Annotated in this window: 15 protein-coding genes; 2 read left to right on the top strand and 13 right to left on the bottom strand. The window is 30.2% G+C overall.

Features of this window, described 5'->3' with window-relative positions; genetic code table 11:
- Nucleotides 1–699 precede the first annotated feature (699 nt).
- The 12 genes from NST60_RS26240 to NST60_RS26290 all read right to left on the bottom strand — a co-directional run bounded on the left by NST60_RS26240 (nucleotide 700) and on the right by NST60_RS26290 (nucleotide 10273).
- Entirely contained in the window at nucleotides 700–1104 is a 405-nt protein-coding gene (locus NST60_RS26240) for a single-stranded DNA-binding protein (protein ID WP_016205240.1), read from the bottom strand.
- Nucleotides 1101–1760, bottom strand: coding sequence for a JAB domain-containing protein (locus tag NST60_RS26245; RefSeq protein WP_016205241.1), 660 nt, complete (start codon nucleotides 1758–1760; stop codon nucleotides 1101–1103). Before NST60_RS26245 ends, NST60_RS26240 begins: the two co-directional genes overlap by 4 nt.
- A 45-nt stretch (nucleotides 1761–1805) precedes the next feature.
- A complete protein-coding gene (locus tag NST60_RS26250) occupies nucleotides 1806–2165 on the bottom strand; it encodes a DUF6018 family natural product bioysynthesis protein (protein ID WP_016205242.1) in 360 nt (119 codons plus the stop codon).
- A 281-nt stretch (nucleotides 2166–2446) separates the two neighbouring features.
- Nucleotides 2447–2572, bottom strand: coding sequence for a hypothetical protein (locus tag NST60_RS26255; protein ID WP_263479876.1), 126 nt, complete (start codon nucleotides 2570–2572; stop codon nucleotides 2447–2449).
- Between the two features lie 45 nt (nucleotides 2573–2617).
- A complete protein-coding gene (locus NST60_RS26260; RefSeq protein ID WP_040344397.1) occupies nucleotides 2618–3517 on the bottom strand; it encodes an IS3 family transposase in 900 nt (299 codons plus the stop codon).
- Nucleotides 3518–3528: 11 nt separating this feature from the next.
- Nucleotides 3529–3840: a transposase gene (locus NST60_RS26920; protein WP_016205489.1), complete on the bottom strand. Its 312-nt coding sequence runs from the start codon at nucleotides 3838–3840 to the stop codon at nucleotides 3529–3531.
- A gap of 21 nt (nucleotides 3841–3861) precedes the next feature.
- The gene (locus NST60_RS26265; RefSeq protein ID WP_341100949.1) at nucleotides 3862–5043 is read right to left on the bottom strand and encodes a DUF418 domain-containing protein; all 1182 of its coding nucleotides are present in this window, start codon (nucleotides 5041–5043) and stop codon (nucleotides 3862–3864) included.
- A gap of 98 nt (nucleotides 5044–5141) precedes the next feature.
- Nucleotides 5142–6356: a replication initiation protein gene (locus tag NST60_RS26270; RefSeq protein ID WP_016205244.1), complete on the bottom strand. Its 1215-nt coding sequence runs from the start codon at nucleotides 6354–6356 to the stop codon at nucleotides 5142–5144.
- A 1600-nt stretch (nucleotides 6357–7956) separates the two neighbouring features.
- On the bottom strand, nucleotides 7957–8178 hold the full coding sequence (locus tag NST60_RS26275) for a hypothetical protein (RefSeq protein ID WP_016205245.1): 222 nt from the start codon (nucleotides 8176–8178) through the stop codon (nucleotides 7957–7959).
- Nucleotides 8179–8555: 377 nt separating this feature from the next.
- The gene (locus NST60_RS26280) at nucleotides 8556–8972 is read right to left on the bottom strand and encodes a hypothetical protein (protein WP_341100952.1); all 417 of its coding nucleotides are present in this window, start codon (nucleotides 8970–8972) and stop codon (nucleotides 8556–8558) included.
- Nucleotides 8972–9412: a hypothetical protein gene (locus NST60_RS26285; RefSeq protein ID WP_016205247.1), complete on the bottom strand. Its 441-nt coding sequence runs from the start codon at nucleotides 9410–9412 to the stop codon at nucleotides 8972–8974. Before NST60_RS26285 ends, NST60_RS26280 begins: the two co-directional genes overlap by 1 nt.
- Before the next feature lie 438 nt (nucleotides 9413–9850).
- Nucleotides 9851–10273, bottom strand: a complete 423-nt coding sequence (locus tag NST60_RS26290; RefSeq protein WP_016205248.1) for a hypothetical protein — start codon at nucleotides 10271–10273, stop codon at nucleotides 9851–9853.
- A gap of 405 nt (nucleotides 10274–10678) precedes the next feature.
- Here NST60_RS26290 and NST60_RS26295 point away from each other — a divergent pair, with 405 nt between their 5' ends.
- Nucleotides 10679–12253 carry a Spaf_1101 family AAA-like ATPase gene (locus NST60_RS26295; protein WP_152112371.1) on the top strand — a complete coding sequence of 525 codons (1575 nt, stop codon included), beginning with the start codon at nucleotides 10679–10681 and terminating at the stop codon, nucleotides 12251–12253.
- 29 nt (nucleotides 12254–12282) lie between these two features.
- Nucleotides 12283–13206: an AAA family ATPase gene (locus NST60_RS26300; protein ID WP_152112370.1), complete on the top strand. Its 924-nt coding sequence runs from the start codon at nucleotides 12283–12285 to the stop codon at nucleotides 13204–13206.
- 250 nt (nucleotides 13207–13456) lie between these two features.
- Here the strand turns inward: NST60_RS26300 and NST60_RS26305 are convergent, their stop codons facing one another.
- Nucleotides 13457–14131 (bottom strand): SOS response-associated peptidase, encoded by a 675-nt coding sequence (locus NST60_RS26305; protein ID WP_016205108.1) that lies wholly within the window; start codon nucleotides 14129–14131, stop codon nucleotides 13457–13459.
- Nucleotides 14132–14313 lie beyond the last annotated feature (182 nt).

Raw genomic sequence — 14313 nt, forward strand, 5'->3', positions numbered from 1 at the left:
CCTTCCCTCCACAGTTTGTTATCCCTGTTTCTTCGGTACCATGCCACCACCATCACGAGTATTAACACACGTTATAGATTTGCTCTTTTCCGTATGAACGCTTCAAAAGTCTCCGAACCTCCACGTTACTCGCTTTCCACGTTCCAATCATTCCTATCTGTTCATATATACTTAGGTGCTTTCTTTACAACTACTTGCTGGAGCAACCCTTCTTTGTTGCTAAGGATTTTCATAACAAACATTCTTACTCATCCTCACAAGTACCGCTTTATACGGCGATGATTATTCCTAATCATCTAGGTTATAGTTGTGTACATTCGAAAGTTCGTCAGTTACAAGGACATTCTCACCATATATATTTTATAGACACCCGATTTATCGTTGAACCATTACATATAACAGCATTGGGACCAACTTCAATCGACTTTACCTAGCTTCACACCTCAAATCCTTCGGAGGGAGTTGACGCATGTAGGAGTCTTAGTGACTATGCTTCGGGGTGGTTAGTTCCCTCATTTCATAGTTTGGAATGACAGTTAGATATGAATTTGCAATCCCATATCCGAGCTTTTCACGACTTTTTTTAATGTCATTTATAGCTCAACGTGTCGCACGTTTGTTACCTATATGAGACATGTTATTTCCTCCTATTTTTAATCATGAAAAAACGCCCATTCTATTAGAATGAACGTTTACTAATTATCTTTCCCAAGGCATTATATCCTCTTGATGATAATTCTCCTCATATGAATATTTGTGATTATTCTCTCCATCATCCTCAGTCTTCAGTCTCCTTTTACCTGAATCTAAAAAGACTATATCTTCTGCAATGATTTCAATTTCTGTTTTATTATCCTTAAATTTTGCTTGCAAACGTGCTGTAACTGCAATTAAACTACCTTTTTGTAGATTATTATGACAAGTGGTAGCTAACTTTTTCTCTTTAAATGCTTTAATTGGAATAAAGTCTGCCTCTCTTTCTCCATGCTGATTTCTATAGTTTCGATTTACAGCAAGTGTCATAAAACAGACTGGATTTTCCTCTGTACCTGCTAAATAAGGATCTCTACTCAATCGGCCTATTAGGTTACATTGGTTTTTCATGCTAATTCTCCTTTGGACTTATTCGTAATCTCTTCTGCAATAGAAACGCACATTTTTTTACCCAAAATAATATGATCAAGTACCTCAACATTCATTAGATTGGATATAGATAAAAAATAGTCGAATAAAGAATAGTCTTCATCTTTTAAAACTGCATAACCTGCAGGTTCATTACTACAGACTATTATTTTTGAAGCGTTTCTTTTAATTGCTTGTCGAAATGCCAAATGAACCAAGTCTTTATTGAGTGTTCTAGTCCCTTTAACAATATTTTGTCTGCCTATAACCACATTATTCTTATTTAAAAATAAAAGATCTAATTGTGAATCCTGCTTATAACGAATATCTCTCACATATTCAATTACATCAAATTTAGAAGATATTTTAAATTCCGATTGCCAATCAAATTTTGGTACCATATTTAAGATTCCATTTAGTGCTTTTATTCTAAATAAAGTTTCCGTAGTTATTCCTTCGAACTTCAATAGCTCCTCTTCAGATAATTGAGAAATCCCACTTAAACCTAACTCACCTAAAGTATCGATCGTTGAGTCACATACGGTTTCACCGACAATAATAGCCAGTAAATGTGGAAAACTAGTGTCATTCTCCCCAAAATACTTAATATATTCCTTTGCGTCGTTATATCTACTCATAATAAATCTACCTCTCTTAATTAAATGTAAATGTCCTCATAGCTCTTATTCAATATCAAAAAAATATCCCATTATCGCTTTCTTTAAGCGTGTAATTGTAGAAGGTTTTTCGTTGATAGTTGTACTAAAATGATAAACCTTATCGCCTTTATACCTCCACATTACTTTTGAGTTAATTCCTTGCTCTAAACACTCAATAAATACTAAGAATTCATTAAATGCATGTTCTTTTGACACTGACTTAGCTTTAAATATTCTTCGTTCCCCATCTGGCAAAATGATCTCGATACTATGACGAGAATGTAAGATTGGTTTACTAGCAATAATTTTTTCCGCTTTTCTTTTACTTTCCTCAAATACATTTCCTTGTAAAACTGGCCCCTTACTAATTGTTTCTTTCATCATTTTTCTTCATCCTCTCAATATATTATTTATATAAAACGCAAAAAAGCGCCCTGAGAGATGGTTTAATGAATTACACATAAAGTGTAATACTCAATAAATCATCCCAAAGGACGCTGCGTTTAATATCTAAACTGCTAGCCGATAAAAGGCTGCTAAAATGTTAAAAATATAAAATAGTTACATTTTCATTCTACTATTATATCTATTTCTTATCAACCCGGATTAACCCCCGAATTTTGGACAATAACTCTCTTATTCTTTCATTTCCTCAGTTTTTTATTTTATAGATTTCTTTCATTATTCTTCAAAAAGGCCATGTTGCTTGACATGGAGCCTCTGCGGGCATGATTCTCCTGCCAAGAAGCCAGCTGTTTTACAACATTGGCATCGCCGAACGAGGCTATCATGCCCGCCACTCCAAATCAAGCTGATGCTTTGAATGAATACATCCATTACACCCGAACCTCCTTGATCACCAATGAATCTTGTTTTTGATAGAATTCCTTTGGTGACAAATCTAGTATACTAGAATGCATACGTCTCTCGTTGTAGAACTCCATAAAATTCATGACTTCTTGATATGCTTCTGTGTAGGTTTCAAACTGCCATCTGGATAGGCAATCGTCCTCAAAAATGCGATGGAAAGACTCAATATGAGCATTCATATTTGGTGTTCTTGGTGGAATTCTTTCGTGCTCAATTTTGGAATCTTCACAAAACTTTTCAAAAGTATGGGAAATAAACTGCGGTCCATTGTCTGTTCGGATTACAGGTTTTTCCAATTCATCATATTGTTGGCGTTTTAATAATGCCCTTTTCAGTGTCTGTTTGACATCATCTCCAGTGCAGCTTAATCCCATATGATAGGTAATGATGCCCCTGTCATAAACATCGATGATGGACATGACAAAGAAAAAGCGATCCTCACCTTCGATAAAGCCATATTTAATGTCAGCTTCCCATAGCTGATTAGATCTTGTAATAATGCGATTTCTTGCTAGTTTCCTAGGGTATGAGACTTTCTTTTGGCGCTGTGGGCGTAAGATGCCCAATTCTTTACAAATCCGGTATACTTTTTTCTTGTTAATTTTAAGTTTGTATTTTCGCCTTAAGACCTTAGTGAGTTTGCGATAACCATAGTTATAGCAATCACCGGCAATCTCTTCTAGTAGAAATTCTTTAATCTGTTCGTCTGATATCTTTTGACCGTCCTCTTGGATCGAATAACCTGGTGCTGGACGTCCCTCACTTACTTTTTTCTCCTCAACACGATAATTCTTTTGATAATAGTATGTGGATCGAGGAATACCTATGATTTTAAGCACCTTTGAAATCGAGTAGCCTTTTTGAATCCATTTGTTAGCTACTTCATGCTTTTCAGCAAGTGAGGGTTTTTCTTTTTTATAAGATCCCTCAGGATCGCTATTTCAAGGTCTTTTTCACCTAATAACATTTTAAGTTTTTCATTTTCTTTGGATAATTCTTTGGAGTCTATATCTGGCAGCACAGCCACATCTACTTCACCAAATTTACCATCTTTGTATTCACGAACCCAGCGACTAACCATATTGGGATTCAGATCATACCGGCGAGCTACAAGGGTATTCTTCCCTGTGTCTTGGGCTTCCTTGATGACTTGTAATTTAAATTCTTTAGAATGTTTTATTCGTTTCATGATGTCAGCCTCCTTGGTACATTAAGCAGTATAATAAATATTACTCTTATTGTCCAAGTTCATTTTGGGGCTTATGAGAACCCTATTATAGGAAGGAGTCCTTTTATAGTAAGTTAACTTACGCCATATCGATTCAATGGGTCCTTGCTTATGTTTTTTTAACCACCAATTACTTAATAATATTTGTATGAATATTAAAGCTATAGAAAGAAAAACTAAATGACCAGGTGAAACTTGTGCATATAACTTAAATACTTTAAACAGGAAAAAACAACATGTTGTTTGGAATAAATAATTACTCATAGATGTTTTTCCTATATTAGCAATTAATTTGAAATGCTTTCCTGTTTTTTTTAGTAATAACAGAATAGATAAACCATAAAATATGGACATGCTTATATTACCAAAAATTTCTGAAAGTCTTATTAAAAAGTAGGAGTCAGAATATATTATTGCTAATGTTTTTATTGCAATACCAATACTACCACTTATCACCCACATTAATTTGTGGATTCCCTTAATATTAGTAATCAATGCTTTATTTTTTCCTAATATCATCCCTAACAAAAACATTGGATAAATACTGCAGAACAAAGATGGAAGATTTTCTATAGAGTAAATCGTTAACCAATCAACAGTATTTTGTAATAATGCAATTCTTCCCCCTGTTTGATAATTAATAATCACATTTTGTAATAAGTTATAATCAACAGCTGCAATTTGATAATCAAATAACAGTATCTTAATTAATTCAAACAACATTGGAATCATAAATATACCAATCAGCAGCATCATAACACGACCAGGAACTTTATATACAGGAAGTAAGAACAAACCGATTACTGCGTATATCATGAGTATATCTCCATAAAAAATGAAAAAGGCATGTAAAAATCCAATTGCAAACAGTATCCATAATCTCTTTGAGAATAAATAGTAAGGATTATATCCTTTGTCTTCTGCGTTCTCCATAAAAATAATTGCGCTAAAACCAAAAAGGATAGAGAAGAGGGAATAAAAATTACCTTCAGCGAAGATAAATAAAATCGATTCTACTAGTTTATCAATAGGATCCATCCAAATACTACTTGGAGAGGATTCATATAAATGAGGACCACTTAGTGGTAATATATTTGCAAAAGCTATGCCTAAGATTGCAAATCCTCTTATAATATCAATTGAATGTATTCTTTCCTTTCTCATTATTCAGTCTCCTTCGCAAAAAAGACTACTCCAAATATTAGGTAACTTTGATTTACCTTCATATTTGGGGTAGTCCCATTGAGTTATTTTTTGTTATGTTATCTATTATATCGTTTCTGTAATTGTTCATCTTTTTTGGTTTTAATTTGATACATAATAATTGTTTTATATTTTTCCCATAATTCACTTGCAACTTTTTCACTAACGTTCATGAACTTCATGAAAAATGGAATTACTTCTTTTTCTAGAAAATAATCTGGAATTAATTCCTTACCAGGCGCATATTTTGCAACGATGTTTTGACGAGCAAGATTTAATAGAGATTCATCTATTTCATTTATATCATCTATTACTTCTTTGCTAGTATTTTCCTCTTTTCCTATATCAGGATCAACATCTTTATTTTCATACTTACTTTTTAACACTTTTGATATGTAATTCTCATAATTTTCAATGTCTCTATGCTTTATTTCTTCCAAAACTTCTAAAATTAATTCTATTCCATACTTTTTCCAGGATAGAATTTTCTTATCAGAAATAGCGATACCATGAATATATAGAGATTTCTTTACTGATTCAATAAATTCTTGTGCTTCTTTTGAAAGAGGAGTCTGTTGTTTAGGACTTTTTTTATGAATATTAAAATCTATTGCTACTGTTTTTCTACCTTGTTTGACTTCTTTAAAAGAAAAGTATAATTCTCCAGTTGCTTCTAATTCTTTTTTTGCAACATTTAATATTCGTTGTTTGAAATTCCCGTATACAGGATACTTATCCCCTACTCCAATCATCCTTTTAAGTTCATCTAGCTCTATTGTTCTTTTTCCAATTTTCTCATACTGTTTTAACAGTTCATAAACTCTCACTGTATATCCACTTTTTAATTTTTTTATATCATCAAATGAATATCCTGTAAATCTACTGTCTAAGCTAATTAAATAATCTTTAATTATTGGATTAAAAGAAACATGAACAGTACCATTATCATATATAATAGCGCTAAACCATGGAAACCATCCCATTTTATCATTAGACGAGCGAATCTTTATTCTTTTTCTTGTTAGATCATCAGCTAACTCTTTTACCTGACTATGATAATTATTTCCTTTAACATTCATGACTTCTGCAAATTCTTTAACAGTAATTGTGTAGTCTGGAAATTGGGAATCATTTTTCTTAATTTTACTAGCAACATATCGAATAAACTTATGCTCTAAAGTGGTTAATTCATTATCATAATAAGCCTCTATTAAATCATTAGACTGGATGATTAGATCATTTACTTTAAATTCAACTTGCTTTGTTTCTATCAAACTATCACCTACTAACAAGTTTGTAATCTTAAACAAATTATGACATTATTTTCAGAGAAAAGAAAGTGAAATATAACAAAAGATTATTAACTGTTATATTTCAGAATATTCTAATTGGTAATATCTTAAACTTGCCTACCCCAAATATGTCATAGTTCTGCTTTTTTCATAGATAACACTATCCCAAATATGTTATAGTTCCACTTTTTTCATAGATAACATTATCCCAAATATGTTATAGTTCCACTTTTTTCATAGATAACATTATCCCAAATATGTTATAGTTCCACTTTTTTCATAGATAACATTATCCCAAATATGTTATAGTTCCGCTTTTTTCATAGATAACACTATCCCAAATATGTTATAGTTCCGCTTTTTTCATAGATAACACTATCCCAAATATGTTATAGTTCACTTATTCCGTAGATAACACATCCCAAATATGTTATAGTTCCGCTTTTTTCATAGATAACACTATCCCAAATATGTTATAGTTCCGCTTTTTCCATAGATAACACTATCCCAAATATGTTATAGTTCCGCTTTTTTCATAGATAACACTATCCCAAATATGTTATAGTTCCGCTTTTTCCATAGATAACACTATCCCAAATATGTTATAGTTCCGCTTTTTCCATAGATAACATTATCCCAAATATGTTATAGTTTCGCTTTTTCCATAGATGACCCTACCCCAGATATGTTATAGTTCACTCATTCCATTGATAACATTATCCCAAATATGTTATAGTTTCGCTTTTTCCATAGATGACCCTACCCCAGATATGTTATAGTTCACTCATTCCATTGATAACATTCCCAAATATGTTATAGTTCACTTATCCAAAGATAACACTATCCCAAATATGTTATAGTTCCTTTTTCAAAAGACACTGCATCCCAAAAATTTTATAGTTCAATTATTAAAAGAAAAAACATCCCAAATATGTTATAATTCAAAATCTGAAAAAAGATAACATATTTGGGATGTTTTTTAGTAGTAATTTTTAAGAGCGTATTAAATATATTTTTTAATAAAAAATATATGCATATCATTATGATTTTAAAGATCCTGTGGACTCGAGTAATTTAAGAAATGCAATTTATAAAAGATGTCTTTAAATTATCAACTAAATGTAACGTGCTTAAATATCATTTGTTCATTTGATCCCAAAATTGTTATACTTTATCCCAAAAACGTTATTTTTTATCCCAAATATGATATATTTACTATCATTAAACACAGATATATCAAGGGTTCATCAGATACCTAAAATATTAAAACTATAAAACTAAGGTAACTACATATCCTAAAAATGTTATATTTTATCCCAAAAATGTTACATTTTCACCCTAAATTTGCTATATTTCGTCCCAAAATTGCTATATTTCATCCTAAAAATGTTATATTTTATCCCAATTTTGCTATAATTGTCTACTATTAACCTATTAGTACCAAGGGTTTAAAGCTACGATAAAATATTAAAACATCTAAAACTATTAAAAATAAGTTAAAATATTAAAACTAGAAAGCTAGATAATTTATATATAATAAAGAGTATAGATAAATTATATTATCCATACCCTTTGTTTAGTACTAATATTGTTTGATATAAATTATTTTAAAAGACACCTCTTTTAATTTAGCAATAATACTATCAATTTTATTTTTTGTATTCTCAAAATCCCTAGTAGGGTATTCTTTAAAAAAACCATGAGCCATTACCCATACCTTATTTTCATAACCATAAATGTCAACTTTATTAGTCCAACCATCATTATTTTCAATATCTTCTAATTCTACATGTTTTAATAACATCTTATTTCCTCCAATATAGATTTAGTGTCAAGGATGTGTTCTAGATACTCTCTAACTTACAAAATAGCTGTTATTTGCGCTTCTGTTATAAGAGAAAGGTTTCTTATCTAAAATCTATAATAATTGTTCTAAAAGGATTTTCTCCCCTCTAATGCAATCCTGCTAGTTTACCAGTTTATAATATCAAGTATGATTTTTTTAATGCCTTCTGTGTCCACTTTAGAACATATAATTTCTTGATTCTCTAAAATAAATCTAATGTTTCCTTTTTTTTCGATTATATAATCCCATCCACGTTTATTAAGTATGTCAATTAAATCTTTTTCATTAAGAAACCACTACTAGTGATAATAGTAATAGTGGTTTCTCCCTTTTCCTTATTGGATATTATTGAATAACCTAACAATGTTCACATTCTTAACATTTATATTTAAAATATGAAACATACTATAGTTTACCTTGATAATTCTCTTTGCATGGTCCTCATTAGCAGCCAAAATATCTGTAGTTATATATCTTTCTTGCTCATTAAATTTAAGTAGAACCGACACGAGAAAATGTTTCTTAATTGTTTTTTGGCCATGATAAATTTCTGATGAATTATCAACGAATAATACATCTTCTGTTTTTATTATTTTTGGTATATTGCCTTTTTGAGATATTTTAATAAAAGCGGGTTCATCTTTTATAAGATGATATACAGAAATATTGCCCTTTTCTTCTATTTTTCCGTCAATCAATAATATATTTTCACGAATTTGATAGAAATGTTTACTAGTATAAAAATCAACCATTATGCTAATTCCTCCTCAAATGAAAAAAGATCGTAAGTGGTTGGAATAATATATTCAACCAATTCTTCGATCCTTTTTAACCCGCTTATTAATTTTAAGCTTGTATTCTTTTTACTTCTCAATTGGAACACTACAGTATTATTAGTAACAATTATATTTATACTGTTTTTTTGATAGAAACCCCTTGTGTCAATAGTAATTATAGATGGATTATTATCTAAAAGTGATAGCCAATCATTAGAGTTTTTCCCTTCCTCACTTAACATATACTCAATACAGGTAATTGTAGTATTTAAAGTTCCTAATGAAAGGTCAAACATATAAGCAAAGCTCATAGTATTATTACCATTAAAATACACTCTATATCCCTTTTCTCTTTGATTAGAATGTCCTTTAAATGGTTCAATACGAAAAACTATATCTTCAAAATACCATTCCAATCCATCTTTTTTTACTTGAAAATCCTATACCCTTTAATAAGCTTTCTAACTTTGTAGGTTCTAGAGGACAAAAGCATGTGATTTTATACATATGTAATCCTCCTACAGACATTAGAATCAAATAATTTAGTCGTCGTCAAAACCTTTCCCTCCTAGTGAGTATTTTGTTTCATTTCTATTAATTTTCTTTTTTGTCGTTTACTTTTTTCATAAAAAAAAGCCTTCAGGACAGTTAATAGCACAGCTGCTATTAAAACTGAACCCAAAGGCTCTACATTTACTAAGTAAAAGAAAAATCCAAAATAGAAAAATAATCTGATTTAAGTTTAACTTTTTATCCTATTATTTTCAATAGTTTCAGAAGTTATCAAAAAAGTGAAATATACTATCTTATACTTGAAGGTACTTCACAGTCATAAATTCCATATCTATAATCTTTTACAAAGTTCTATTGGCTTTATTCATTGCTTCAACTAAATTATCTTTAAAAAACAATGGTGCTGTAGGATGGTTTCCATAATTTCCAGATACAAAAGTCATAACTAACTTTCCAGCAGCATCTATTTTAAATTTCGACTCTAAAATCATTTTATTCGAATTAGATCTAAACTTGAACACTAATTCACTGTCGTCAATAAATGCTTTCACACCTTTATAAGTATTTGTTGCTATCTCATTGAGCGTGCTCTCTTTAAGGCCACCAAACGATTTCTCTTCATTAAGTACTGTATCAGAAGCAACTTTAGATAGGTCAACTATCTTAGATGAAATAAAAGGAATTTTCCCCTTCTTTGCACCATAGCCAATAATTATCGTTGCAGCTGCTGTAACAAGAGACCAACCTATCTTTGAAAATTTCATATTGTTCTTTCTCCAATTCTGATTTAAGTAGTTTTCCTTATCTAATTAGGATATTGGTAATTATATCAAAAATCTGAATTCTTTGTTTCACCTATTACAAATGAGAAGAAGTTTAAAAATATTTAGATTCGCTAACATCCGCTCCAAATTTCAGGGGATTACATTGATTAACACTACTACTTGTCAGAAGAAATTGAGTGGTGGTTTATTATAAAAAACATTTCTCTACTAAGAAAATTATTGATATAATTACCATTAATTACAAATGAGAGTGTTTTAAAAATTATAATATTTTATAGGAGCATTGACATTTGCTATAGAAAGTACTCGGAATGGCTTCTATAATGTTGATCTCCATAATTAGTACTTTTTATAATTGAATATACCAGCAAGGAGGTCAATTCATTGAATACACTAGTTAATGAATTTAAAAAAAATAAAACTAAATTTGGTACATTGCAAAAATGTGAAATACACTTACATACTCCTGCTTCCCATGATTATAAACTCACCAAAGGAAAAACGTATAAAGAATTAGAAGTTGAAGATATCTTAGAGATATGCGAAAGGGAATTATTATTTAATAAGGAACAAATACAAACTTTTTCAGAACAAATAACAAAAGGAAATTTTGAGGGTAATGGATACTATAAGTTACTTGAAGAAAAGAACATACCCTATGAAAACTTTAAAGAGTATCTAACCTACATGTTAATTGCACATAAATTATATAGTGAAAACATTCAATTAGTTGTGATTACAGATCACAACACAATCGGAGGATATGATAAACTCAAATTTGCCTTAAATGAGTATTTTAAAACAAGAATAAAATCAAGTGCAACATACCGGAAATCAATTTTCTTACTGTTAGGGTTAGAAATATCCTGTTCTGATAAAAACCATGTAGTAGGAATATTTGATGAAAGTAGCATTTCTGAAGTACAGAAGTTAGTAAATAACCATATTTACTCTACTGTAGATGGAACAATAGATACTAGCCTAACTATTATTAAAAAAATTCAAAAGATTGGTGGAATAGGTTATATAGCCCACATTAACTCTTCTGATTTCTTAGGTACTGGTTTATATAAAAAGGAACTCTTTGCTACTAGTCATCTTTTAGGATTTACAAGTTTAAATAATATAGATAACCTGTTTGAAAAAAAAATTTTACAATACTCAAACAAAAGAAAAGAAGACTTCTGTATAATATATGAAGGTGATTCTCACTATCTAGAAGATATAGGTATAAGAAATACATGGATTAAGATAAACGAATTATCTTTCAACAGTTTTAGAAAAGCATTAACTGATTATAAGTTTTCTATTTACACTGAGAAACCACAAGTAACTGATAAATTCATTAAAAATATCCATGTAAAACCCTCTGATAAGGGTTTTTTAGGGAATATAAGTATTGGTGATAACGGTTTCTATGTAGATTTTTCAAAAGATTTGAATTGTATTATTGGTGGCAGAGGTACTGGAAAGTCTACATTACTAAATTTAATAGATACTATTTTTTCACGTACATCTGCTAATCAGCAACAGCTTAAGTTTCTCGCAGAACATAGAGTTATAGAAATTGAGTTTACCTATAATAACGATGACTATATGCTAAAATTTATTTCACAGCTAGACCCCCACAAGGAGTATTATACTTCTGAATTTTTCTTAGAAAAGGCATTTAAGGAAGAAAGAAATGATATGCATAAATTAATTTTAGCAGATCACTGGATAGATTTATATAAGATTAGCGGTGAGCAAATTGGACCAGTAACTGGATATCTCAAGAATGATATCTTAAATAATGTTTTTCGCCAAAGCTATTCTATAAATAATATTGTACATAGAATAGAAAAAGGTGAGATTGGTGACTTTGTAAAAGAGGTTATTTTCGACGGTATAAGGTTTGATGAAATAGATTCTTTTCTTATGGAGCTTCGAAATACTAATAGGAATACAGAAAATATTTAAAAGAACAAATACCTTCTTTAAAGATTTCTATGAATGAACGAAAAAAGATAGTATCAGAAAAAATAAGCAGCTTTAATGAAAATAATAAAAAAATTTTGCAAATATACTATGGTCACGGTAATAAACCACAACATGATTTCTTAGAAGAGCTACTATTTAATATAAATAGAGAACGTCATATAAAAGGTTTGTTATTAACCTGGGGAGATGTTGAAAGATATCTATACCAAATCATAGAAAAAATTGATTTTTTAGATTTTCTTGAATTACTACTTTGGCAAAGATTCAGTAAGTTAGAAGCGATAGTTAGCTTATCTAGTGTTATGAAAAGTAATGCTAACAAGTCTTTATACGATGTAAATGAAGGTTACGAAGCAATTACAGGTCAAAATTTAAACTCAATTTATAGAGAAATAATTAAAGGATTATTTATAAATCAAAATAATATTGATGCATGTCTAAGAAAGTATTTTGCTGCTAAAGATGATTTTGATATTTATTTTAATATTAATTCTAAAGAATCCACTAAATCACAAGGAGTTTTATTACTTCCAATTGAAACTTTATCTCTTGGACAAAAAGTCGCTGCAATTCTCACATTTATTTTTAATTTTGGCCTACATACCAACGATAATACACCACTTCTTATCGATCAGCCGGAAGATAATTTGGATAGCCAATATATATATAAAAATTTAGTTGAAAGTTTAAAAAAAATAAAAAACAAAAGGCAAGTAATTATAGTTACTCATAACCCCAGCATAGTAACTAATGCAGGTGCAGAGCAAGTTATTGTCCTAGCTTCAAATAATGGAAAAGGGTGGGTTGAAGCTCAAGGATATCATGGCAATGCCAAGATAACTAAACATATATTGCAATATCTTGAAGGTGGTGAAGAATCTTTTCTCCACAAGATGGAGACATATAAAACAATATTAGGTTTAGGTAACTAATTTAAATCTTACGATAGAATTTATATTAAAGAGATGAGCGGAAGTTTCATTTATTAATTTGACTTCAAAGAAAAAAGCGTATTCATCTTTAATAGATTAATTAGCATTCGTTTGGAAAATAAACAAAATGACTTCACCTTTTTTCGTAGACCTAGGTATAATTCAGCAAAAATATATAGTGAAATAGTTAAAGCTTCGCAACTTTCTTTATTTATGTATGGCGACATATTTTTACTAATTGGTTAATTCATCAACAAATTTGCTGAATTAAGCTAGGTGAATTGTTTTTTGGAGAATTAACATCACTTGAAACTTCAAAAGCTTCCATTTGTTCAAAGTCAAAGGGAACAAGTAATTTACTTAACGAGTTAGTATCTGTATTTGTTGGATTTAGCCAGAATTGTTCATCTTCAGGTTTTAATATTACTGGCATTCTATCATGTATTTCAGTCATTAACTTATTTGGTTGAGTGGTAATTACAGAACAAGAATATATCATTTCTCCTTCTGGGGATTTCCAAGATTCCCATAAACCAGCCATACCAAATGGTTGATCATTTTTCAGTTTAATACGCATAGGAATTTTACGTTCATCTGTACGTTTCCATTCATAGAACGAATCAGCAAGGATTAAACAGCGTTTCTTTTTATAGGCATTTCGAAAACTTGGTTTTTCGGCAATTGTTTCTGAACGAGCGTTAATCATTTTATAACCGATTTTCATATCTTTAGACCAGGGAGGAATCAATCCCCAACGTAAATATCCAAGACGATTCTTTTCCCCATCATTAATCACAGAAAGTACGGATTGAGAGGGAGCTACATTATAATTTGGATTATAAAGGGATTCTTCAATTGCTGAGTCGATATTAAAGCGGTCAATAATTGTTCCAAAGTCAGTAAATAAAGTAAAGCGACCACACATGCTATCACCTGCTTTTTAGGTTAAGTGTAGCAAAGTAGAATACGGAAAACAAACGAGTAGTAACTTATCGTCAAGTACGATAACTACTACTACTTATTATTATATTATTAATAATACGAAATCAGCCTTAAAAAAAATAACGCGCTACCTTCAGGCTGCGCGTTTATAAATATAACTACTAT

It is taken from the genome of Niallia sp. FSL W8-1348 (assembly GCF_038006745.1).
Taxonomy (GTDB): domain Bacteria; phylum Bacillota; class Bacilli; order Bacillales; family Cytobacillaceae; genus Niallia; species Niallia alba.